Source organism: Acidovorax sp. (assembly GCF_046339755.1).
In the GTDB taxonomy this organism is placed as follows: domain Bacteria; phylum Pseudomonadota; class Gammaproteobacteria; order Burkholderiales; family Burkholderiaceae_C; genus Acidovorax.
The window spans coordinates 1-21,791 of sequence record NZ_JBKDTZ010000087.1 but is presented as its reverse complement, the minus strand read 5'-3'; the positions used below and the strand labels follow the sequence as shown (position 1 = coordinate 21,791).

19 protein-coding genes and 1 pseudogene are annotated in these 21,791 nt (G+C 68.5%); 9 read left to right on the top strand and 11 right to left on the bottom strand.

All coding sequences use genetic code 11. The features are described from left to right. Positions 1-566 (top strand): annotated as a pseudogene (locus ACK59X_RS06985) (heat-shock protein); the annotation flags it as partial. 10 nt (positions 567-576) lie between these two features. Here the strand turns inward: ACK59X_RS06985 and rsmI are convergent. After that, a complete protein-coding gene (rsmI, locus tag ACK59X_RS06980; protein WP_409956167.1) occupies positions 577-1,503 on the bottom strand; it encodes a 16S rRNA (cytidine(1402)-2'-O)-methyltransferase in 927 nt (308 codons plus the stop codon). On the opposite strand from rsmI, the gene ACK59X_RS06975 reads away from it, so the two are divergent. The 3 genes from ACK59X_RS06975 to ACK59X_RS06965 all read left to right on the top strand — a co-directional run bounded on the left by ACK59X_RS06975 (position 1,503) and on the right by ACK59X_RS06965 (position 3,286). Beyond that, the gene (locus ACK59X_RS06975) at positions 1,503-1,922 is read left to right on the top strand and encodes a YraN family protein (protein WP_409956166.1); all 420 of its coding nucleotides are present in this window, start codon (positions 1,503-1,505) and stop codon (positions 1,920-1,922) included. The two genes, rsmI and ACK59X_RS06975, sit on opposite strands and share 1 nt — an antisense overlap. A gap of 105 nt (positions 1,923-2,027) precedes the next feature. After that, positions 2,028-2,633: an SIS domain-containing protein gene (locus ACK59X_RS06970; protein WP_409956165.1), complete on the top strand. Its 606-nt coding sequence runs from the start codon at positions 2,028-2,030 to the stop codon at positions 2,631-2,633. After that, on the top strand, positions 2,630-3,286 hold the full coding sequence (locus tag ACK59X_RS06965) for a BON domain-containing protein (RefSeq protein WP_409956164.1): 657 nt from the start codon (positions 2,630-2,632) through the stop codon (positions 3,284-3,286). Before ACK59X_RS06970 ends, ACK59X_RS06965 begins: the two co-directional genes overlap by 4 nt. Positions 3,287-3,468: 182 nt before the next feature. Here ACK59X_RS06965 and ACK59X_RS06960 read toward each other — a convergent pair whose 3' ends face one another. The 4 genes from ACK59X_RS06960 to ACK59X_RS06945 all read right to left on the bottom strand — a co-directional run bounded on the left by ACK59X_RS06960 (position 3,469) and on the right by ACK59X_RS06945 (position 7,411). Beyond that, a complete protein-coding gene (locus ACK59X_RS06960) occupies positions 3,469-4,383 on the bottom strand; it encodes an NAD(P)-dependent oxidoreductase (protein WP_409956163.1) in 915 nt (304 codons plus the stop codon). 93 nt (positions 4,384-4,476) lie between these two features. Next, entirely contained in the window at positions 4,477-5,613 is a 1,137-nt protein-coding gene (locus ACK59X_RS06955; RefSeq protein ID WP_409956162.1) for a PilT/PilU family type 4a pilus ATPase, read from the bottom strand. Between the two features lie 46 nt (positions 5,614-5,659). Then, complete coding sequence (locus tag ACK59X_RS06950; protein ID WP_409956161.1) at positions 5,660-6,298, bottom strand: cyclic nucleotide-binding domain-containing protein; 639 nt, start codon at positions 6,296-6,298, stop codon at positions 5,660-5,662. 69 nt (positions 6,299-6,367) lie between these two features. Continuing rightward, a complete protein-coding gene (locus tag ACK59X_RS06945; RefSeq protein ID WP_409956160.1) occupies positions 6,368-7,411 on the bottom strand; it encodes a type IV pilus twitching motility protein PilT in 1,044 nt (347 codons plus the stop codon). 38 nt (positions 7,412-7,449) lie between these two features. On the opposite strand from ACK59X_RS06945, the gene ACK59X_RS06940 reads away from it, so the two are divergent. Further along, entirely contained in the window at positions 7,450-8,166 is a 717-nt protein-coding gene (locus ACK59X_RS06940; RefSeq protein WP_409956159.1) for a YggS family pyridoxal phosphate-dependent enzyme, read from the top strand. Between the two features lie 13 nt (positions 8,167-8,179). Here ACK59X_RS06940 and ltaE read toward each other — a convergent pair whose 3' ends face one another. From ltaE to ACK59X_RS06925, 3 genes are all read right to left on the bottom strand, one after another. Further along, a complete protein-coding gene (gene ltaE, locus ACK59X_RS06935; RefSeq protein WP_409956158.1) occupies positions 8,180-9,247 on the bottom strand; it encodes a low-specificity L-threonine aldolase in 1,068 nt (355 codons plus the stop codon). A 96-nt stretch (positions 9,248-9,343) separates the two neighbouring features. Next, positions 9,344-10,597, bottom strand: a complete 1,254-nt coding sequence (locus ACK59X_RS06930; RefSeq protein WP_409956157.1) for a branched-chain amino acid ABC transporter substrate-binding protein — start codon at positions 10,595-10,597, stop codon at positions 9,344-9,346. Between the two features lie 53 nt (positions 10,598-10,650). Next, on the bottom strand, positions 10,651-11,301 hold the full coding sequence (locus ACK59X_RS06925; RefSeq protein ID WP_409956156.1) for a TetR/AcrR family transcriptional regulator: 651 nt from the start codon (positions 11,299-11,301) through the stop codon (positions 10,651-10,653). A 157-nt stretch (positions 11,302-11,458) separates the two neighbouring features. Between ACK59X_RS06925 and ACK59X_RS06920 the strand changes: the two genes are divergently transcribed. From ACK59X_RS06920 to ACK59X_RS06905, 4 genes are all read left to right on the top strand, one after another. Then, positions 11,459-13,066 carry an AMP-binding protein gene (locus ACK59X_RS06920; protein ID WP_409956155.1) on the top strand — a complete coding sequence of 536 codons (1,608 nt, stop codon included), beginning with the start codon at positions 11,459-11,461 and terminating at the stop codon, positions 13,064-13,066. A 16-nt stretch (positions 13,067-13,082) separates the two neighbouring features. After that, positions 13,083-16,349 carry a carboxyl transferase domain-containing protein gene (locus ACK59X_RS06915; protein WP_409956168.1) on the top strand — a complete coding sequence of 1,089 codons (3,267 nt, stop codon included), beginning with the start codon at positions 13,083-13,085 and terminating at the stop codon, positions 16,347-16,349. Between the two features lie 95 nt (positions 16,350-16,444). Continuing rightward, positions 16,445-17,584: a pyridoxal-phosphate-dependent aminotransferase family protein gene (locus ACK59X_RS06910; protein WP_409956154.1), complete on the top strand. Its 1,140-nt coding sequence runs from the start codon at positions 16,445-16,447 to the stop codon at positions 17,582-17,584. A 21-nt stretch (positions 17,585-17,605) separates the two neighbouring features. Continuing rightward, on the top strand, positions 17,606-18,904 hold the full coding sequence (locus ACK59X_RS06905) for a DUF445 domain-containing protein (protein ID WP_409956153.1): 1,299 nt from the start codon (positions 17,606-17,608) through the stop codon (positions 18,902-18,904). Between the two features lie 60 nt (positions 18,905-18,964). Here the strand turns inward: ACK59X_RS06905 and ACK59X_RS06900 are convergent, their stop codons facing one another. The 3 genes from ACK59X_RS06900 to ACK59X_RS06890 form a co-directional block, all read right to left on the bottom strand. Continuing rightward, the gene (locus ACK59X_RS06900) at positions 18,965-20,488 is read right to left on the bottom strand and encodes an FAD-linked oxidase C-terminal domain-containing protein (protein WP_409956152.1); all 1,524 of its coding nucleotides are present in this window, start codon (positions 20,486-20,488) and stop codon (positions 18,965-18,967) included. A gap of 68 nt (positions 20,489-20,556) precedes the next feature. Further along, the gene (locus ACK59X_RS06895; RefSeq protein WP_409956151.1) at positions 20,557-21,096 is read right to left on the bottom strand and encodes an N-acetyltransferase family protein; all 540 of its coding nucleotides are present in this window, start codon (positions 21,094-21,096) and stop codon (positions 20,557-20,559) included. Further along, positions 21,093-21,791 (bottom strand): LysR substrate-binding domain-containing protein (locus ACK59X_RS06890; RefSeq protein WP_409956150.1); only part of this gene is annotated, 699 nt, incomplete at its 5' end. The genes ACK59X_RS06890 and ACK59X_RS06895, both read right to left, overlap by 4 nt.

The following is a 21,791-nucleotide window of genomic DNA, read 5'->3' as shown; positions in this document are numbered from 1 at the left end:
GCCTGGAGCTGCTGATGCCCATGCTGGGCTTTCGGCACATCGGGCCGAGCGGGCGCGAGGTGCCCAACCGCGTGTTCTTCGACCTCTCGACCTGGCACCTGATCCAGTGGCTGTACGCGCCCAAGGCGTTGCGCGACGCGCAGAATCTGCGCACCGACTATGCTGACCAGCGTCTGCATGTGCGGCTGATGACGGTGCTCAATGAGAGGTTGGGCCACCGCATGGCCAACACCGTGGAACAGGCCAAGATCGCAGCTTCGCTGTCGGATGCGCAGGCTCCCATGGATCTGGGCTGGATCGAGCCCGCACTGGTCTCGGCCGTCACGCCCGAAGGGCTCTCGCAGCACCTGGCCTCGCCGCTCGAGCAGGTGGTGGCTTGCGCACAGGAGTGCGTGCAACTCGCCGGCCTGGCGCCGCGTGGGCCGGATGCGATCTACCTCACGGGTGGCTCATCGGCATTGCGGCCACTGCGGGAGGCCTTGCGCCGGGCCTTCCCCGGCACCCCCCAGGTCGAAGGTGACCTGTTTGGCGGCGTGGCGGCGGGGCTGGCAGTTTCCGGGCGCTGAAAATCCGGCTTCAGTCGCCCTGCGGCTCGCCCTTCTTCCAGCCCAGGGCCGTGTCGTAGAGCACGTTGCGCGATGCGCCGGTGATCTCGGCCGACAGGCGCACGGCGGTCTTCAGTGGCAGCTCGGCCAGCAGCAGGCGCAGCACGCGCAGGCTCTCGCCATCGTCACTGGCCACCGGCACGGGATGCAGCAGCACCACGAACTCACCGCGCGAGCGCTGGGGTGCGCCTTCGAGCCATGTGGTGAGGGCTTGCGCAGGCTGGGTCACCACTTCCTCGAACTGCTTGGTCAGCTCGCGCGCCAAGGTCACCGGGCGCTCGCCCAGCACCGCCAGGGCCTGCGCAAGCTCGCCGATGCGGTGGGGGGCCTCCAGCAGCACCACGCAGCGCGGCTCGCCGGCCAACTGGCCGATGGCGCTGGCACGCTCGGCATTTTTCACGGGCAGGAAGCCGGCGAACAGGAAACCGCCATGCTCGGCGCTGTGCGCCACGGCACCGGCTGCGCTCAGTGCGGTGGTGATGCTGCTGGCGCCGGGCAGGGGCAGGGCGCGCAAGCCGGCGCCCTGCACGGCCGCCACCAGGCGGGCGCCCGGGTCGCTCACTCCGGGGGTGCCGGCATCGCTCACGTAGGCCACGCGCTGGCCGTCGCGCAGCCGCTGCACCACGTTCTGCGCGGCCTCGGCCTCGTTGTGCTGGTGCACGGCCAGCAGCTGCGACGCATTCTTGTCGATGCCATAGGCGCGCAGCAGCGACTGGGTGTGGCGCGTGTCCTCGCAGGCGACCGTGTCGGCCAGTTGCAGTACATGCAGGGCGCGCAGGGTGATGTCGGCCAGGTTGCCGATGGGCGTGGCCACCACGTACAGGGCTCCCTGCGGATAATGCTGCGCAGCCGCCGCATCGCGTGCGGCGTCGAGGGCGGAAGCGAAAGAGGCGCTCAATGAAATTCCTTGGACTTGGAAGACGGCAGGCCGCTGCTGGCACGGCACCCGATGGCACCGGCGGCACCACGCGCGAGCAGGGCGCCGTGGCGGAAGACCGCGCGCTGGCGCACCTGCAGGCCGCCGGATTGCGCCTGCTCACGCGCAATTATCGGACGCCTGGGCGCGGCGGGGGTGAGATCGACCTGGTGATGCGCGAGCGCGATGGCACCACCGTCTTCGTGGAAGTGCGCAGCCGCGCCAGCCAGGCCTTCGGCGGGGCCGGGGCGAGCATCGGTGCCGCCAAGCAGCAGCGCATCGTGCTGGCGGCGCGGCACTACCTGATGCGCCTGGCGTCTCCGCCGCCCTGCCGCTTCGACGTGGTGCTGGTGGAAGACACACAGGTGCAATGGCTTCAGGCAGCGTTTGACGCGCAGTAGGGCCGCCAGGGATGTTGCCAGGCGCAATGCCCTGCGCAGCCTAAACCCTTTGCTACAAAATTTGCGGCAAAAGCTGTAACACGCGGCGGGTATCATCGGGCCTCCATGCTTGAGCAACGCATCCAACAGCATTTCATCGACAGTGCCGACCTGAAATACCAGTCGGCCCAGGCCCTGAGCATCCCCATCGCGGCAGCGGTCCACGCCATGCTGGCCTGTGTGACCAGCGGCGGCAAAGTGCTGGCCTGCGGCAACGGCCCCTCGGCCGCCGAAGCGCAGCAGTTTGCGGCTTTCTTTGTGGCCGGTTTCGAGCGCGAGCGCCCCGAACTGGCTGCGCTGGCCCTCACGGCCGACAGCACCCTGCTGACGGCCGGGCCGGCCGGCACCCAGGATTCCGGCCCGCAGCAATTTGCCCGCCAGGTGCGGGCGCTGGGCCAGGCGGGCGACCTGCTGCTGGTCCTGTCGGTCAGCGGCAACGATGCCAACCTGCTGGCCGCAACCGAGGCCGCACATGAGCGCGACATGACGGTGGTGGTGCTCAGCGGCCGCACCGGAGGGCAGTTGGCGACCGTGCTGCGCGAGACCGACGTGCTGGTCGGCGTGCCGCATGACCGCGCCGCCCGCGTGCGCGAAGTCCACGCCCTGGTGCTGCACTGCCTGTGTGACGGCGTGGATGCCCAGTTACTTGGTGAACAGGAGATACCGCTATGAAGCAAACCCTCAACCGTACCCTTTGCACCGCCCTGGCCGCGGCTGCGCTGGCTGCCGGCCTTTCGGCCTGCGCCCCCCTTGTCGTGGGCGGCGCCGTGGTGGGCGGCATGATGGCCGTGGACCGCCGCACGACCGGCACCCAGATCGAGGACGAAGGCATCGAACTGCGGGCAGGCAACCGCATCCGTGAAGCAATGGGCGATCGTGCCCATGTGAACGTGACCAGCTTCAACCGCCAGGCCCTGCTGACGGGCGAAGTGGCCAATGCCCAGGACCGCGAAGCCATCGAGCGCATCGTGACCGGCGTGGAGAACGTGCGTTCGGTGGTCAATGACTTGGCCATCCTGCCCAACACTTCGCTGGGCCAGCGCTCCAACGACGTGGTCATCACCGGGAAGGTGCGCGCCAGCTTCGTGGACGCCGCCGACATCTCGGCCAGCGCCTTCAAGGTCGTGACCGAGCGCAACATCGTCTACCTGATGGGCCGCGTCACCCAGCGCGAAGCCGGCCGCGCCACCGAAATCGCCCGCGGCGTGAGCGGCGTCTCCAAGGTCGTGCGCGTGTTCGAACTCGTCACCGAGGAAGAACTGCGCCGCAACATGCCAGCCCCCGCGCCCGTCACCACCGACACGGCACCCGCCCGCTCGCTCTGATTTCCGGGGACACCTGGGGTTAAAACTGGCGCGATCAAGCCCAGTGCCCCCGTGCAAGGGCCGCCCCGCCACGCTGGGGACTGAGTGCCGCGGCTCCAAGCCTGCCTGGGCAGGTTTGGACGGCAACGAAGAGCGGCCGCCTCTGGCGGACGCGCCGGGGCGCGAAGCGACTCAGGGGGGCTTCACTTCAAGCGTTTGACCAGGCTGGAGGTATCCCAGCGGCTGCCGCCCATGCGTTGCACGTCGGCATAGAACTGGTCCACCAGCGCGGTGACGGGTACGCGCGAACCGTTGCGCCGGGCCTCGTCGAGCACCAGGCCCAGGTCCTTGCGCATCCAGTCCACGGCGAAGCCGAAGTTGAATTGGTCGTCGACCATGGTCTTGCCGCGGTTGTCCATCTGCCAGCTCTGCGCTGCGCCCTTGCCGATCACCTCCAGCACCTGCTTCATGTCCAGGCCGGCGTTCTGGCCGAAGGCCACGGCCTCGGACAGGCCCTGCACCAGCCCGGCGATGCAGATCTGGTTGACCATCTTGGCCAGTTGGCCCGAGCCGCTGGTGCCCAGCAACGTGAAGGCGCGCGAGAAGGCCATTGCCACGGGCTGGGCGGCGTCGAAGGCCGCAGCGTCGCCCCCGCACATCACCGTGAGCTGGCCGTTCTGTGCGCCCGCCTGGCCGCCAGAGACTGGCGCATCGACGAACTGCAGGCCGGCAGCCCGTGCTGCGGCATACAGCTCGCGCGCCACCTCCGCCGAGGCCGTGGTGTGGTCCACGAAGATGGCGCCGGCCTGCATGCCGGCGAAGGCGCCGTTGGCTCCCAGGGTGACCGAGCGCAGGTCGTCGTCATTGCCCACGCAGCAGAAAACGAAGTCAGCGCCCGCTACGGCCTCGCGCGGTGTGGCCGCGTGCCGCGGGGCCTTGCTGGCGGCAAATTCCTCGCACCAGGCAGCGGACTTGGCGGCGGTGCGGTTGTAGACGGTGACTTCATGCCCGGCGAGGGCCAGGTGGCCGGCCATGGGGTAGCCCATGACCCCCAGGCCCAGGAAGGCGACCTTGCGCGAAGGGGTGGTGTTGTAGCTGCGGGGATTGGTGCTTGGCATGTCGGGGCTTCGTCCAGAAGAAAAAAGCCCGCCCAGAAGGGCGGGCGAGAGTGTGTCGGGTTGCTTGGCCGGGACTGGTGCGGACCGCCGCCATCAAACGATGGCGAAGTGCTCCGTGCCCTGGGCCAAGTCGGGCGATTTGGCGCGCTGGCTGTTGAGCTTGATCTGCAGGCGCAAATCGTTGAGCGAGTCGGCATTGCGCAGTGCGTCTTCGTAGCTGATCATGTTCGCCTCGTAGGCATCGAACAGCGCCTGGTCGAAGGTCTGCATGCCCAGGTTGCGGCTCTTCTTCATGATCTCCTTGATCTCGGAGACATCGCCCTTGAAGATCAGGTCCGAGATCAGCGGGGTGTTGAGCATGATCTCCACGGCGGCGGCACGGCCCTTGCCGTCCTGCTTGGGGATCAGGCGCTGGGACACCAGGGCGCGCAGGTTCAGCGACAGGTCCATCAGCAGCTGTGCGCGGCGCTCTTCGGGGAAGAAGTTGATGATGCGGTCCAGCGCCTGGTTGGCGCTGTTGGCGTGCAGCGTGGCCAGGCACAAGTGGCCGGTTTCGGCAAACGCGACGGCATGTTCCATGGTCTCGCGGTCGCGGATTTCGCCCATCAGGATGACGTCGGGCGCCTGCCGCAGCGTGTTCTTGAGCGCGGCTTCCCAGGTATCGGTATCCAGGCCCACCTCGCGCTGCGTGACCACGCAGTTCTTGTGCGGGTGCACGAATTCGATCGGGTCTTCCACCGTGATGATGTGTCCGAACGAGTTCTCGTTGCGCCAGTCCACCATGGCGGCCAGCGTGGTCGACTTGCCCGAGCCCGTGGCACCCACCAGGATGCACAGGCCGCGCTTGGTCATGGTCACTTCCTTGAGCACCTGCGGCACGCCCAGGCCGTCGATGGTGGGCAGCGTGAGCGGAATCGTCCGCATCACCATGCCAACCTTGCCCTGCTGGATGAAGGCATTCACGCGGAAGCGGCAGATGCCCGCGGGCGAGATCGCGAAATTGCACTCCTTAGTGCGCTCGAAGTCCGCCACCTGCTTGTCGCTCATGACGGCGCGCGCCAGTGTGAGCGTGTGGGTGGGGGTGAGTGGCTGGGGCGACACCTTGGTCACCTTGCCATCGACCTTGATGGCGGGGGGGAACTCTGCCGTGATGAACAAGTCGCTGCCATTGCGGCTGACCATCAGCTTGAGCAGGTCGTTGATGAATTTACTGGCCTGATCGCGTTCCATCAGAATTTCTCCCTTGGGGTCCTGGTCTGCCGGACGGTCAATATTGTCATTTCTGGTTGCCGTCGCTCAGGCGGGCACTGACCACGCGCAGTCGAAACGACAGTTTGCGGGCCAGCAGCGCAATCAGGCTGGCCGCGAGCTGGGGGTCCTTGGACATCATGTCGTCCATGGCCTCGGCGCTCAGCACGGCGATCTCGCAATCGGTGAGCGTGGTGCAGGCGGAAAAGCGGATACCGCTGTCCAGCAGGGACATTTCGCCGAGGATGTCGCCGGGACGGGTTTCGGCCAGGCGCAGGTGCTCGCCCCAGGGCTGCACGCGGTCCACCGCAATGGTGCCGGTGAGCAGCACCACCATGAAGTTGCCGTACTCGTCCTGGCGGATCACATCGCGGTTGGACGGAATGGCCGCAAATTCAAAAAAGCGCTCCTTGCGCTCCACGGCATCCTTGTCCAGGTGGGCCATGTACTTGTCCTTGGCCCACAGCCCCTGCAGCAGCTTGCCGCCGCGGCTCGTGGGCAGGCGCTTGGCACCCACTTCCACGGCGCGCGCCTCCCATGGCACCAGCATGGAGTCGTCAACCCCCTGGCCGGCAAATGCCGTCGAGAACAGTACCGAGTCGGTATTGTCTTCCGCCGGCTTGTTGCCGATCGACTTCATGCGCAGAAGGCCGAGAATGCCTTTCATATTTTGCTCCGAGTGCGGCGCACTGCGCCGCCGTATCTTCTGGTCAGTGTGTGCTCACCCGTGCTGCGATCAGCCGGGGAAGTTTTCGGGGATCTTGGCCTTGCCGCGTGCTTCCGCGGGGCTGATGATGTTGCGGCGCACCAGATCGGTGAGGTTCTGGTCCAGCGTCTGCATGCCCACGCTGTTGCTGGTCTGGATGGTGGAGTACATCTGCGCCACCTTGGCCTCGCGGATCAGGTTGCGGATGGCGCTGGTGCCCAGCATGATCTCGTGGGCGGCCACGCGGCCCGAGCCGTCCTTGGTCTTGCACAGGGTCTGCGAGATCACGGCCTGCAGCGATTCGGAGAGCATCGCGCGGACCATTTCCTTTTCTTCGGCCGGGAACACGTCGATGATCCGGTCGATGGTCTTGGCGGCGCTGGAGGTGTGCAGCGTGCCGAAGACCAAGTGGCCCGTTTCCGCAGCCGTCATGGCCAGGCGGATGGTTTCCAGGTCGCGCATTTCGCCCACCAGGATGGCGTCCGGGTCTTCGCGCAGTGCGGATTTCAGCGCCGCGGCAAAGGACAGCGTCATCGGGCCCACTTCGCGCTGGTTGATCAGGCACTTCTTGGATTCGTGCACGAACTCGATCGGGTCCTCCACCGTGAGGATGTGGCCGTACTCGGTCTCGTTGAGGTAGTTGACCATCGCCGCCAGCGTAGTGGACTTGCCCGAGCCCGTGGGGCCGGTCACCAGTACCAGGCCGCGCGGTTTCAGGGCCAGGTCGCCGAAGATCTTGGGCGCGTTGAGCTGCTCCAGGGTCAGGATCTTGCTCGGAATGGTCCGGAACACGGCGGCTGCGCCGCGATTCTGGTTGAATGCGTTGACGCGGAAACGGGCCAGGCCTTCGATTTCGAACGAGAAGTCGACTTCCAGGAATTCTTCGTACGTCTTGCGCTGGGAGTCGCTCATGATGTCGTACACCATGCCGTGGACCGTCTTGTGGTCCAGCGCGTCCACGTTGATGCGGCGCACATCGCCATGGACCCGGATCATGGGTGGCAGGCCTGCGGAGAGGTGCAGGTCGGAGGCCTTGTTCTTGACGCTGAACGCCAGCAGCTGGGTAATGTCCACGGGATCCCCTCTATCGTTTGGTACGCTTGCCAATCATTATGACCACGATTGATAACAACCTCCAACAGGTTCTGAGACGGATCGCCCAGGCGTGCGCCGCTGCCGGGCGCGATCCGGCCGGGGTGTCGCTGCTGGCGGTTTCCAAGACTTTCGGCGCCGAAGCGGTGGCTGAGGCCGTGGCCGCGGGCCAGCGGGCCTTTGGCGAGAACTATATCCAGGAGGGGGTGGAGAAGGTGGAGGCGCTGCGTCGGCGTACGCCTGCAGTGCTGCAGTGGCACTGCATCGGGCCCATCCAGAGCAACAAGACGCGCCTGGTGGCCGAGCACTTCGACTGGGTGCACACGGTGGACAGGCCCAAGATCGCCGAGCGCCTGTCGGCCCAGCGCCCGGAACACCTGGCCCCGTTACAAGTGTGCATCCAGGTCAACGTGGACGGGGGCGATACCAAGTCCGGCGTCCCTCCCGAAGAGGCGCTGGCGCTGGCCCTGGCTGTGGCGAAACTGCCACGGCTCACCGTGCGGGGGCTGATGAGCATCCCCGACCATGCGCCGGATTTCGAGACGCAGAAGGAATTGCACCTGCGCGCCCAGCGGCTTTTCCAGCAGATCCAGGCCAGCGGCGTGCCTGGCCTGGCGGATTTCGACACCCTGTCGATGGGGATGACGGCCGACCTGGAGGCCGCCATCCATGCCGGTAGCACCCTGGTGCGCGTGGGAACCGGCATCTTCGGCGGCCGCGCCTACCCCGCCGGCTGAAACTGGCGCGGGCTCAGCCCCCGGTGAAGATGGCCGCGCAGTCCAGCGCGGCCTTGATGTCGGCGTCGCTCACGTCCAGGTGGGTCACCCAGCGCAGGCGGGTCTGGCCGGCATACAGGCCGCTGGTCACGCGCACGCCGTGCTGGGCCAGCCAGGCGGTGAAGGCCGGGGCCACGTCCGTGTGCAGGTCGGTGAACAGGATGTTGGTCTGCCAGGGGTGGACGGTGATCTTGCCCTGCAGCACCGGGTGGCTGCGGTTGGCCTCGGCCAGGCCCTCGGCCAACCGGGCCAGGCGGGCGTGGTCATCGGCCATGCGGCGCACATGGTGCTCCAGCGCATAGCGGCCGGCGGCGGCCAGCACGCCGGCCTGGCGCATGCCGCCGCCCAGGATCTTGCGCGTGCGGCGCGCCTGGCGGATGAAGTCGTGGCTGCCCAGCACCAGCGAGCCGATGGGCGCGCCCAGCCCCTTGCTCAGGCACAGCGAGGCCGAGTCGAAATGGCTGCACAGCGTGCGGGCCTCGTCGTACACATCGGTGCCGGCCTTGGCCGCATTGGCGGTGGCTGCGTTGAACATGCGTGCGCCGTCCAGGTGCATGGCCAGGCCGCGCTGGCGCGCCAGCGCCGAGACCTCGGCCACATAGGCCGGGGGCAGCACCTGGCCGCCCGTGGTGTTTTCGAGCACCACCAGGCGGGTGCGCGCGAAGTGCGGGTCGTCGGGCTTGATGGCGGCCGCGATGTCGGCCACGCGCAGGGTGCCGTCCGGCTGGGTTTCCACGGGCTGGGGCTGGATGGAGCCCAGTACGGCCATGCCGCCGGCCTCCCAGCGGTAGGTGTGCCAGCTCTGGCCGACGATGGCCTCGTCGCCGCGCTGGCAGTGGCCCCACAGGGCGATCAGGTTGGTCTGGGTGCCCGAGGGCGCGAACAGAGCGGCCTCGAAGCCCAGCAGTTGCGCTGCGTATTCCTGCAGTGCGTTCACGGAAGGGTCGTCGCCGAACACATCGTCGCCCAGCGGGGCATCGAACATGGCCGCGCGCATGGCGGGCGTGGGCTGGGTGACGGTGTCGCTGCGAAAGTCGGGCATGGGGCGGTTTCCTCGGGTTCTGGGCTATGGCCGCCATGGTAGCCGCGACCCATGGCAGTCGCCTCCGAAGGGGAAAGCCTGCCCGGGAGTCCGCGCTCAAGGCCTGGTCATCTTGCACTCCGTGCCTTGGGCCAGCTCGTTGCCGGAATAGATGGCATCGGTGCGAAAGCCGTAGTTCGTGCCTTCCCATCCGGTCTTCACGGACTTGCCGTCCACCGGGGTGATGGTGTTGACCACCTGGGGCAGCAGCAACTGGTGGTCTTCGCCGCGCATGCGCACCGGGCCGACCACGGTGTCCACGGTCAGGTCCTCCAGCGCGCGGGCGATCTTCACCGGGTCGGTGGACTGCGCCTTGTGGATCGCCGCGGCCAGAAAGCGCGGCGTCATGTCGATGCGCGGCGCGAGGAAGTCCTTGCCGGTCTTGGCCTTGTACGCCTTGGCCAGGGCATCCGTCTTCGCACTGTCGGCCTGGCCCGGGTGCCACTCGGCCACCCAGGTGAGCTGGCCGAGCTGGGCCTGCGAGACGGCCAGCACGGTGCCGGGCACCGCGCCAGCGCTGTGGTTGAAGTAGCGCAGCTTGTAGCCCGCGTCGCCTGCGGCCTTGAGCAGCAGCACCATGTCCTGGCCCCAGTTGCCGGTGATGACCGAATCGGCCTCGGTGCTCTTGACCTTGGACACGTAGGGCGAGAAATCCTTCACCCGGCCGATGGGGTGCAGGGTTTCGCCCACGAACTGGATGTCCGGGCGCGCCAGGCCCACCATTTCGCGGCCATAGTGCGCCCACTGCTTGCCGTGCGCGTAGTCCTGGTTGAGCAGGTAGACCTTCTTGATGTCAGGCTGCTTCTTGATGTAGTTGGCGATGGCCTTCATCTTCATGGCCGTGTTCGCATCGAACTGGAAGTGCCAGAAGCTGCAGGCCTTGCCCGTGAGCTCGGGGTCGATGGAGGAGTGGTTGAGCACCAGGATCTCCTTGCCCGGGTTGCGCTGGTTGTGGCGTGCCGCGGCCTGCAGCAGCGCGGTGACCACCGACGAGCCCGATCCGCCCGTGACGATGGCGCGCGCGCCCTGGTCGATGGCCGCCTGCAGCGCGCTCTGGCTTTCCTGCGCGGAGAGCTTGCTGTCGAACTGCAGCAGTTGCAGCTTGACGCCCTTGAGCACGCCGCCCTTGGCATTGATGTCCTCGATGGCGTACTGGGTGTGGGTGAGCATCAGCTCGCCGACGTTGGCGAACGGACCCGAGAGCGGGTCGATGTAGGCGACCTTGAAGGTCTCCTGCGCGTGCGTCGGGGTGGCTGCGGCCATCACCAGGGCCGCCGCGGCGGCCAGCGGGGTGAACAGAGCGGTCTTCATGGTGTCTGTGTCTCCTTGGTGTGTTGCTTGTCGGTGGATGGCCGGGCCCGGGCTCAGGGCGCTGTGCGCCGGCGTGTGCGCCGCAGGCCCAGCACCCGCCAGGCCAGTTGCGAGAGCTCCTGCGCCACCTCATCGGCCGACAGGCGCCCGTCGGGCCGGTACCAGTTGTAGAGAAAACCGGGCAGGCTGCAGGCGGCCAGGGCCGTGATCTTGGTGTCGTTGAACTCGAACATGCCGTCCCGTCGTCCCTCTTCGAGCAAAGCGCAGAGCCGGTCGTAGAAATGATTGGCCAGCTGCTTTTGCGCCGCGAGGTACTCGGGACGGTAGACCTGGGGCTCGCGGTAGGGGAAGAAGGCCGCCGGGTGGTGCGCCAGCGTGGCGCGGATCAGGCGCTCGATGCCTTCCGTCACCTTCACGTGCGCCGGGCGGTCGTCGCCCTCGGCGAAGTCCATGGCCGTGAAGCAGGCCACGGCGGGCGTCCAGCACAGGGTCTCGAAGATCTCCTGTTTGTTGCGGAAGTAGTAGTACACGAAGGGCTTGGTCACGCCCAGCTGTTGCACGATCTGCTCGATGGTGGTGTTGGCATAGCCCTGGGCGTCGAACAGCGCCTCGGCGGCGCGCAGGATGCGCTCGCGCTTCTTGTCCGACCCGGCCGTGGCGGCCTTCTGCCGGCCGCTGGCCTGTACGGGGGGCTGCTCTGTCATGGATGCTGTCCTTTGTGCGACCTGGCTTTATACCGATGGGTAGCAATCTTCTACCCATGGGTATATATTGGCAAGACGCTGGCGGGCACGGGGACCTATCGCAAACCCTGAAGCAGTGCCGAGAATCAGCGATTGCAGACACCTTGGAGACAACGCCATGCCACAGACCGCCACCGCGCTGCCGCTGCACGAACACCTGCGCCGCCATGCGCGCGAGACTCCCGGGCGCACCGCCTACCTCTGGTACGGCCAGCCCATCACCTGGGCCGAGATCGATGCCGCCAGCGACGCATTTGCCGCCCGCCTGCAGGCGCTGGGCGTGCAGCCGGGCGAGCCGGTGGCGCTGTTCATGAACAACTGCCCGCAGTACGTGATGGCGCACTACGGCATCCAGAAGATCGGTGCCATCGTCTGTCCCTGCGGCCCGCTCAACAAGGAGCATGAGCTGCAGTACCAGCTGGCGGACCTGGGCGCGCGCGTGATCGTGGCGGCCGACGTGCTGCTGCACGTGGTGGACAAGGTGCGTGCCGCCACATCGCTTGCGCACGTGTTCGTGGTGTGCTATGGCGAGCTGCTGCCCGATGCGCCCAGCATCGATGTGCCGGCCGAGCTACAGGCCATGCGCGCGGCTGCTGCCCCAGTGCCTGCCGGCTGCGAGGATTTCCTGGCGGTGGTGCGCGCCGGCGGCACGCCCACACCGGTGGCCATCGGCATGGACGACGTGGCGCTGATGACCTATACCTCGGGCACCACGGGCCTGCCCAAGGGCGCCATGCTGAGCTACGAGAACGCACGCTTCAAGACAGCGGCATCGGCCGAGTGCAATGGCGCGCGCGGCGATGATGTGCTGCTGGCCGTGGCGCCGCTGTACCACATCGCCGGCATGGTGATGGGGGTGAACCTGCCCATCCACACCGGCGCCACCACGGTGCTGCTGTACCGCTTCGACCCGCTGGCCGTGGCCCAGGCGCTGGAGCGCCACCGCGTGACCTGGTGGTACAGCATCGCGCCCATGAACGGCGCCCTCATGCAGGTGCCTGGCGCGCGCGGCATGGACTGGAGTGCATTGCGCCGCAACCCGGTCACGAGCTTCGGCATCACCTTCACCGAGGCGCTGGCGCGGCAGTGGAGGGAGTTCGCGCCGAACTGCACGTCGTTCGAGGCGTCCTACGGCCTGTCGGAGACGCACACCGTGGATACCTACATGCCGCACGATGCCATCCGCTGGGGAGCGCACGGCAAGCCGGTGCCGGGCAACACCATCCGCATCATCGACCCAGAGACCGGCGCGCCGTTGCCGGCCGGCGAGGTGGGTGAGATCACCATCCACGGCCCTGGCAACTTCAAGGGCTACTGGAACAAGCCCGAGGCCACGGCGCAGACCCTGCGCGATGGCTGGGTGCACACCGGCGACATGGGCAAGATGGACGCCGATGGCTACCTGACCTTCATCGGCCGCTTCAAGGAGATGATCAAGGTCTCGGGCTACAGCGTGTTCCCCGAAGAGGTGGAGACCCTGCTCATCAAGCACCCCGCCGTGGCCCAGGCCGCAGTGATCGGCGTGGCCGATGCCGAGAAGGGCGAGGTGGTGCGTGCATTCATCGTGAAGAAGCCCGGCCAGGAGGTGGATGCCGCTGCCCTGGTGGCCTGGGCGCGCGAGAACATGGCGCCCTACAAGACCCCGCGCGAAGTGCGTTTCATCGATGCCCTGCCCGCGACCGGTGCCGGCAAGGTGCTGCGCCGCCTGCTCCGAGAGATCCCCTGAAATGATGACCCCGCCCCTGTTCCACAAAGTCTTGGTCGCCAACCGTGGCGAGATCGCCCTGCGCACCGTGCGCGCACTGCAGGACCTGTCCATCGCCAGCGTGGCTGTGTATGCCGATGACGATGCGCAGGCACCCCACGTGCGCGCGGCCGATGCGGCCGTGGCCCTCGGTGCCACGGGCCCCTCGGCCTACCTGGATGGCGCGAACCTGGTTGCCATCGCCCGCGCGCAGGGTTGCGATGCCGTGCACCCGGGCTACGGCTTCCTGAGCGAGCGTGCCGACTTCGCGCGCGCCTGTGCGGACGCCGGGCTGCGCTTCATCGGCCCCACGCCGGCGCAGCTCGCGCTGTTCGGCGACAAGGCGCAGGCCCGCGCGCTGGCCCTGCGCTGCGGTGTGCCGCTGATGCCGGGCTCGCAGGCTGCCGTCACGCTGAAGGAGGCGCAGGCCTTCTGGCAGGCGCAGGGCGGCGCGGGCATCGTGCTCAAGGCGATCGGCGGTGGCGGCGGGCGCGGCATGCGCGCCGTCCAGGCGGCCGATGAACTGCCGAAGGCCTACGAGCGCTGCCGCAGCGAGGCGCTGGCTGCCTTCGGGGTGGAGGGCGTGTATGTCGAGCGGCTGATGAACGGTGCACGACATATCGAGGTACAGGTGCTGGGCGACGGGCACGAGGTGATTGCCCTGGGCGAGCGCGAGTGCACGCTGCAGCGGCGCTTCCAGAAGCTGGTGGAGGTGGCGCCCAGCCCCTCGCTGCCCGCCCCGCTGCGCGAACGCATCGTGGCGGCCGCGCTGTCCATGGCGCGCGAGGTGGCGTACGAGGGCCTGGGGACCTTCGAGTTCCTGGTGGACCTGGCGTCCGACACGCTGCCCTTTGTCTTCATCGAAGCCAATCCGCGCCTGCAGGTGGAGCACACCGTCACCGAAGAGGTCACCGGCGTGGACCTGGTGCAGGCGCAGATTGCGCTGGCTGCTGGCAGGCGCCTGCGTGAGTTGGGCCTTGACCCCGAGGCGCCGCCTGCGGTGCAGGGCTTTGCCATGCAGTGGCGCATCAACGCCGAGACGCTGGATGCGCAGGGCGGCGCCGTGCCCAGCAGCGGTGCGCTCACGCGCTTCGAGCTGCCGGCCGGCCCGGGCATCCGTGTGGATACGCATGGCGTGGCGGGTGCAACCCCCTCGCCGCACTACGACACGCTGCTGGCCAAGCTCATCGTGCACACGCGCAGCCCCCGCTTCAGCGACGTGCTGCGCCGCTCCCAGCGCGCGCTGGCCGAGTGCCGCATCGGCGGCGTGGCGACCAATGTGGCGCTGCTGCGTGCACTGGCCGCACGGCCCGAAATGGACAGCCAGCAGGTGCACACGCGCTGGCTGGAAACGGTCTTGCCCGAGCTGTTGGTGGCGGCGGGCCAGTGGGCCGATGAACCCCTGGCCGCGGTGGCGGGCCAGGAGATTGCGCAACCCGAGTCGGCCCCCGAAGGGGCGGTGCCGGCGCCCATGCCTGCACGGCTGGTGCAGCTGGCCGTGGCCGAGGGCGATTTGGTGGCCGCCGGGGCCGAGCTGGCCGTGCTCGAAGCCATGAAGATGGAGCATGTGCTGCTGGCGCCATATGCGGGCCGGGTGCGAGCGCTTCTGGCCGCAACGGGCGGCTACCTGGTGCAGGGTCAGCCGCTGCTGGTGCTGGAACCTGTGGAGGGTGCGCTGACCGCATTGGAAGAGGACGCTGCTGCGCAAGGCGCCGACCACATCCGCCCCGATCTGCAGCGCGTGCAGGACCGCCATGCCTTCACGCTCGCCGCCGCGCGCCCCGACGCCATGGCCAAGCGCCAGGCGCAGGGTGGGCGCAGTGCGCGCGAGAACATCGCCGACCTGTGCGACGAGGGCAGCTTCATCGAGTACGGCGCGCTGGCCATTGCGGCGCAGACGCGCCGGCGCAGCCTGGAGGACCTGGTCGCCAACACGCCGGCCGACGGCATGGTCACGGGCATCGGCGGCATCAATAGCGCCGATTTCGGGCCTGAGCAGTCGCGCGCAGTGGTCATGTCCTACGACGCCACGGTGCTGGCCGGCACGCAGGGCGCGCGCAACCACGCCAAGACCGATCGCATGCTGGGCATCGCCCTGGCGCAGAAGCTGCCCGTGGTGCTGTTCGCCGAAGGCGGCGGCGGGCGGCCCGGCGATACCGACATGCCGGTGGTGGCGGGCCTGCATGTGCACACCTTTGCCAGCTACGCCGCGCTGTCGGGTCAGGTGCCCGTGGTGGGCATTGCGGCGGGGCGCTGTTTTGCGGGCAATGCCGCGCTGCTGGGCTGCAGCGACGTGGTCATCGCCACGCGCGGCAGCAACATCGGCATGGGTGGGCCGGCCATGATCGAGGGCGGGGGGCTCGGCGTGTTCAAGCCCGAGCAGATCGGCCCGAGCGCGTTGCAGCACGCCAATGGCGTGATCGACGTGCTGGTGGACGACGAAGCCGGGGCCGTGCGTGCGGCGCGGCACTACCTGTCGTTCTTCCAGGGGCGGCTGGCGCACTGGACGGTCCCCGACCAGCGCCAACTGCGCAGTGTGGTGCCCGAGAACCGGCTGCGCGTGTACGACACGCGTGCCGCCATGGCGGGGCTGGTGGACGAGGGCAGCCTGCTCCCGCTGCGCACCGGCTTCGGTGCGGGCATCCACACGGCGCTGGCGCGCATCGAGGGCCGGCCTGTGGGCCTGCTGGCCAGCAACCCGCTGCACCTGGGCGGCGCCATCGATGCCGATGCCGCCGACAAGGGGGCGCGCTTCATGCAGCTGTGCAATGCGCATGGCCTGCCGCTGGTGAGCCTGGTGGACACGCCCGGCTTCATGGTCGGCCCCGATGTGGAGGCCACAGCCCAGGTGCGGCATGTGAGCCGATTGTTCGTGACGGCGGCCAGCCTGCGTGTGCCATTCTTCAGCGTGGTGCTGCGCAAGGGCTATGGGCTGGGGGCCATGGGCATGACTGCCGGAGGTTTCCATGCGCCGGTATTCACCGTGGCCTGGCCCACGGGGGAGTTCGGCGCCATGGGGCTCGAAGGCGCCGTGCGCCTGGGCTTTCGCAAGGAGCTGGAGGCCGTGCCCGAGGGCGCCGAGCGCGACGCCCTGTTCCAGAAGCTCGTGGCGCGCCAGTACGCCAACGGCGAGGCCATGCACATGGCGGCCACGCTGGAGATCGATGCGGTGATCGATCCGGCCGAAACGCGTGCCTGGCTGGCACGGGGGCTGGCATCGGCCCAGGTGGCGCCCCTGGGGCACCGCTTTGTGGATACCTGGTGACCCCACCGGTGGCAAAGGGCCATGCTAAGCTGGCCGGCTGATTGGGGCGGCCGCGCGCGTGCTGCCCTGTGCCCCATCCAACGGAGACCTTCCCCATGCCCGGACTGCTGCCCGATATCGATCCCGATGGCCTGCTCGAATTCTCGGTGGTCTACACCGACCGCGCGCTCAACCACATGTCCAAGCGCTTCACTGGCGTGATGCAGGACATCCTGGCCACGCTCAAGCAGGTCTACAACGCCCACACGGCCGTGCTGGTGCCCGGCAGCGGCACCTTCGGTATGGAGGCCGTGGCGCGCCAGTTCGCCAACAACGAGAAGGTGCTCATCGTGCGCAACGGCTGGTTCAGCTACCGCTGGAGCCAGATCTTCGACGCGGCCGGCGGCCTGGGCGGCGGCGCCGTGGTGTGCAAGGCGCGCAAGCAGGGCGACGGCCCGCAAGCCCCTTGGGCGCCGTGCCCGGCCGACGAGGTGGCGGCCGCCATCCGTGCCGAGCGGCCCAAGGTAGTGTTTGCGCCGCACGTGGAGACCGCCAGCGGCATCATCCTGCCCGATGACTACCTGCGCACGCTGACTGCGGCCGCGCACGAGGTGGGCGCGCTGTTCGTGCTCGACTGCGTGGCTTCGGGCGCGATGTGGGTGGACATGCAGGCAACCGGTGTGGATGTGCTGATCTCGGCCCCGCAAAAGGGCTGGAGCGGCTCGCCCTGCTGCGCCATGGTGATGCTCAGCGAGCGTGCGCGCCAGGCCATCGAGGGCACGACGAGCAGCAGCTTCTCGTGCGACCTCAAAAAGTGGATGCAGATCGCCGAGGGCTACGAAAAGGGCCAGCACGCCTATCACACCACCATGCCCACCGACGCGCTGGTGCGCCTGCGCGAGGTGATGCTGGAGACGCGCGAGTACGGCTTCGACAAGGTGCGCGCCGAGCAGATCGAACTCGGCGCCAAGGTGCGTGCGCTGCTCGAATCCAAGGGCTTCCCCAGCGTGGCGGCCGAGGGCTACAAGGCCCCTGGCGTGGTGGTGAGCTACACCACCGACCCTGGTATCCAGAACGGCAAGAAGTTCATGGATGTCGGCCTGCAGACCGCTGCCGGCGTGCCGCTGCAGTGCGACGAGGGCACGGATTTCAAGACCTTCCGCATCGGCCTGTTCGGCCTGGAGAAGTGGCACAACGTGGAGCGCACCGTGGGCCATCTGTCCAAGGCGCTCGACCAGATCGCAGCGGCAGCCTGAGCGGCGCTGCTGCGCCGCCCGATGGCATCTTCCACCGACGCGGACGCCGCCCATGCGGCGCTGCGCAAGGCCAAGCGGCAGGCCCTGGCCCTGCTGCTGCTGGCGACTGCGGTGTTCATCGGCACCAGCCTGGTGGAGCGCGGCCTGGCCCTGAACTGCCTGAAGGCCGTGGCCGAGGCGGCCATGGTGGGCGCGCTGGCCGACTGGTTTGCCGTGGTGGCTCTGTTCCGCCACCCGCTGGGCCTGCCGATCCCGCACACCGCCATCATCCCGCGCAACAAGGACCGCATCGGCCGCAACCTGGCCGGCTTTGTGCGCGACAAGTTCCTCGATGCGCCCTCGCTGGTCGCGCTGATCCGCCGCCACGACCCTGTGGCGCGCGTGGCCGACTGGCTGGTGGCGCCGGGCAACACCGCCTTGCTTGGGCAGCAGGCGGTGCGCCTGCTCTCGGCCGGGCTCGACGCCGTGCAGGACGCGCAGGTGGAGCGCTTCATCCAGCGCGCCGCGCGCACGCTGATCGGGCAGATCGACCTGTCGCAGACCATGGCCACGGTGCTGGGCGCGCTCACGCACAACGGCCGCCACCAGGCGCTGCTCGACGATGGACTGGCCCGCCTCATCACCGTGCTGCAGAGCGAGGAGACGCGCGACCTGATCGCGCGCACCATCGTGCAATGGCTCAAGAAGGACCACCCGGTCAAGGAGAAGATGCTCCCCACCGACTGGCTGGGCGACAAGGGCTCGGCGATGGTGGCCAATGCCCTGGCCGGCCTGCTGGCCGAAGTGGCCGCCAACCCGCAGCACCAGCTGCGCGAGCGCTTCGACGAGGCCGTGCAGCGGCTCATCACGCGCCTGCAGACCGACCCCGACTGGCAGCAGCGGGCCGACGAAATACGCCAGTACCTGCAGACCGACGCCACGCTGGGCGGCTATGTGCAGGAACTGTGGCAGGGCATGCGCACGGCGCTGCGCCGCGACCTGGCCCAGCCCGATTCGGCCGTGGCGCGCAACGTGCAGGCCATGGGCGCCTGGCTGGGCCGCTCGCTCGCGGACGATCCGGCGCTGCGTGAATCGCTCAGCGCACGGCTCGAACGCTGGGCCGAGGGGCTGGCGCCCGAGGTGTCCGCGTTCATCGCGCAGCACATCGAGGACACCGTGCAGCGTTGGGATGCGCAGGAGATGTCCGAACTCATCGAACTGCAGGTCGGCCGGGACCTGCAGTACATCCGCATCAACGGCACGGTGGTGGGCGGGCTGATCGGCCTGGTGCTGTTTGGACTCTCGCATGCGGGCGAGATCTGGCGCGCAGTCGCCCGCTAGGGCCTGTTAACGCTAATTTCGCGATCCCCGAAATTAGTATTAACAGGCCTTAGCGGCTTCCTAGAACCGCGGTAAGTCCGGGTGCTTGATCTGCCCCGCGCGCACCAGCATCTTGCCGTACTCCGCACAGCGGTGCAGCGTGGGGATCACCTTGCCGGGGTTGAGCAGCCCGGCCGGGTCGAAGGCGTGCTTGAGGCCCGCCATCTGCGCGTTTTCCTCGGCGCTGAACTGCACGCACATGCTGTTGTGCTTTTCCACGCCCACGCCATGCTCGCCCGTCACCGTGCCGCCCATGGCCACGCTGGTCTCCAGGATGTCGGCGCCGAAGAGTTCGCAGCGGTGCAGCTGGTCGGGGTCGTTGGCGTCGAACAGGATCAAGGGGTGCAGGTTGCCATCGCCCGCGTGGAACACGTTGGCGCAGCGCAGCTGGTATTTCTTCTCCATCTCGGCAATGGCCAGCAGGATGTCGGCCAGGCGCTTGCGCGGGATGGTGGAGTCCATGCACATGTAGTCGGGGCTGATGCGGCCGCTGGCGGGGAAGGCGTTCTTGCGCCCGCTCCAGAAGCGCAGGCGCTCGGCCTCGTCGCGGCTCACCGAGATGGCCACCGCGCCCGCGGCGCGCAGCACCTCGGTCATGCGACCGATTTCTTCCTCCACCTCATCGGGCGTGCCGTCGCTTTCGCACAGCAGGATGGCCTCGGCAACGAGGTCGTAGCCCGCGTGCACGAAGTCCTCGACCGCGGCGGTCATGGGCTTGTCCATCATCTCCAGCCCTGCCGGGATGATGCCGGCGGCGATGACGGCTGCCACCGCAGCGCCCGCCTTGCGCACGTCGTCGAAGCTGGCCATGATGCAGCGCGCCAGCTGCGGCTTGGGGATCAGGCGCACCGTGACCTCGGTGGTCACGGCCAGCATGCCCTCGCTGCCGATCACGGCGGCCAGCAGGTCATAGCCGGGCGCATCGAGCGCACCGCTGCCGAACTCCACCGCTTCGCCCTCGACGGTGAAGCCGCGCACTTTGAGCACGTTGTGCACGGTAAGGCCGTATTTGAGGCAGTGCACCCCCCCGGAGTTCTCGGCCACGTTGCCGCCGATGGTGCAGGCGATCTGGCTGCTCGGGTCGGGCGCGTAGTACAGGCCATAGGGCGCGGCCGCCTCGCTGATGGCCAGGTTGCGCACGCCGCACTGCACCAGGGCCGTGCGGGCCACCGGGTCCACGTTGAGGATGCGGTTGAACTTGGCCAGCGAGAGCGTCACCCCCAGGGCGTCGGGCATGGCCCCGCCCGACAGGCCCGTGCCAGCGCCGCGCGCCACCACGGGCACATGCAGCCGGTGGCAGGCCTGCAGCACGGCCTGCACCTGTTCGTAGGTTTCGGGCAGGCAGACCACCAGCGGGCGCTGGCGGTAGGCCGTGAGCCCGTCACATTCGTAGGGGGTGGTGTCTTCGGCGTGCCAGAGCAGTGCGTGGGCCGGCACGGTGCGGGCCAGGGCCTGCACCACCTCGGCCTGGCGCGCAGCGCGCTCGGCTGGCGTGGGCCTGGTGGGCGCGTTGGCTGCGAGGGAGGAAAGGGAGGCGGTCTGCATGCCGCCACTGTAGGCCATGGCGGCGCCGACCGCCGTGAGATTTTTGGAGGGCTGGCGTGAAATCCGGTTCAAGGCCCGGCAGGGCCGCCCGGCGCCAGCGCGCAGACCTGGCGCAGCTCGTCAATCGGCGCTCCTGCCACCGTGATGGTCCTGGCGCTCGCCGGCTCGGGGGCGAAGCCCAGCGCCGCATAGAAGCGGATGGCCCGCTGGTTGGCGGCCAGCACCCACAAGCTGGCCTCGGCCTTGCCCTGTTCCAGCAACCGCTCCCGGGCCTGCTGCCACAGCGCCTGGCCTGCGCCCTGCGACCAGCAGGCCGGGTCCACATAGATCGCCCAGACCTCTCCCCGGGTCGCTGGGGCATCCGCATCGCGGCAGTCGCCGAAGGCGATCCAGCCTGTCACGGCGCCGCCGTCGTCCTGCGCCAGCAGCAGCCCAGGCCTGCCCTGGGCAATCGCCTGGGCCCAATAGGCTTCGCGCTGCGCGGTGGACAGGGCCGCCAGGTAGGCCTCGTCGATGATGCCCGCATAGGCCGCCTTCCAGGCCGCGACGTGGATGCGTGCGATGGCCGCGGCGTCTTCGCGTTGTGCTGGGCGGATGCGCAAGCTCACACCATGATCTTGCGCAGCCATTCGGCAAAGGCCGCGCATTCCCAGCGGTCCATGGTGCCGGTGCGCCAGCACAGGTAGTGGGCGTGGGGGCTGGTGGTGTCGGTGTCGAACAGGCGCACCAGGGTGCCGTTCTCGAGCCAGGGTGCACCGAGCTTCAGGCGCACCAGGGCCACGCCCATGCCGGCCGCCGCGGCGTCGCACATCAGGCCGATGTCGTTGAACTGCGAGCCCTCGCTCGGCTCGGACCAGTCCAGGCCGGTGGCCCCGAACCAGGTGCGCCATGGTTCGAGCGGGCTGCGCAGCAGCGCCACACCCTCCAGGTCCTCGGGGCGCTCGAAGGGGCCGTGCTCGCGCACGAAGGCCGGCGAGGCCAGCGGGGTGACCACGTCGCGCGCCAGCTCCACATGCTCCACGTCGGCATAGTGGCCGGCGCCGAAGCGCACCATCAGGTCGGCGTCTTCGGCCACCACGTCCAGGAGCGGGATGGAGACCTGCAGCGCCAGGTCGATCTCGGGATAGGCCTCGGTGAACTGGCGCAGGCGCGGGATCAGGATGGTGCGCGCGAAGGTCGGCGTCACGGCCAGCTTGAGCCGGCGCCGGCCGGGGGCTGCTGTCGCGCCCGGAAAGCGCTGCAGCGCCCCCAGCCCTTCGCGCACATGGGCCAGGTAGGCGCTGCCCTCGGTGGTCAGCGAGAA

Bases quoted from the DNA above. Each gene is read 5' to 3' on its own strand.
- ltaE (WP_409956158.1), bottom strand. From the start codon at position 9,247: ATGCCCGACTTTCGCAGCGACACCGTCACCCAGCCCACGCCCGCCATG.
- ACK59X_RS06975 (WP_409956166.1), top strand. From the start codon at position 1,503: ATGAAATTCCTTGGACTTGGAAGACGGCAGGCCGCTGCTGGCACGGCA.
- ACK59X_RS06955 (WP_409956162.1), bottom strand. From the start codon at position 5,613: ATGGAACGCGATCAGGCCAGTAAATTCATCAACGACCTGCTCAAGCTG.
- ACK59X_RS06930 (WP_409956157.1), bottom strand. From the start codon at position 10,597: ATGAAGACCGCTCTGTTCACCCCGCTGGCCGCCGCGGCGGCCCTGGTG.
- ACK59X_RS06925 (WP_409956156.1), bottom strand. From the start codon at position 11,301: ATGACAGAGCAGCCCCCCGTACAGGCCAGCGGCCGGCAGAAGGCCGCC.
- ACK59X_RS06910 (WP_409956154.1), top strand. From the start codon at position 16,445: ATGCCCGGACTGCTGCCCGATATCGATCCCGATGGCCTGCTCGAATTC.
- ACK59X_RS06905 (WP_409956153.1), top strand. From the start codon at position 17,606: ATGGCATCTTCCACCGACGCGGACGCCGCCCATGCGGCGCTGCGCAAG.
- ACK59X_RS06960 (WP_409956163.1), bottom strand. From the start codon at position 4,383: ATGCCAAGCACCAATCCCCGCAGCTACAACACCACCCCTTCGCGCAAG.
- ACK59X_RS06950 (WP_409956161.1), bottom strand. From the start codon at position 6,298: ATGAAAGGCATTCTCGGCCTTCTGCGCATGAAGTCGATCGGCAACAAG.
- ACK59X_RS06970 (WP_409956165.1), top strand. From the start codon at position 2,028: ATGCTTGAGCAACGCATCCAACAGCATTTCATCGACAGTGCCGACCTG.
- ACK59X_RS06940 (WP_409956159.1), top strand. From the start codon at position 7,450: ATGACCACGATTGATAACAACCTCCAACAGGTTCTGAGACGGATCGCC.
- ACK59X_RS06920 (WP_409956155.1), top strand. From the start codon at position 11,459: ATGCCACAGACCGCCACCGCGCTGCCGCTGCACGAACACCTGCGCCGC.
- ACK59X_RS06965 (WP_409956164.1), top strand. From the start codon at position 2,630: ATGAAGCAAACCCTCAACCGTACCCTTTGCACCGCCCTGGCCGCGGCT.
- ACK59X_RS06900 (WP_409956152.1), bottom strand. From the start codon at position 20,488: ATGCAGACCGCCTCCCTTTCCTCCCTCGCAGCCAACGCGCCCACCAGG.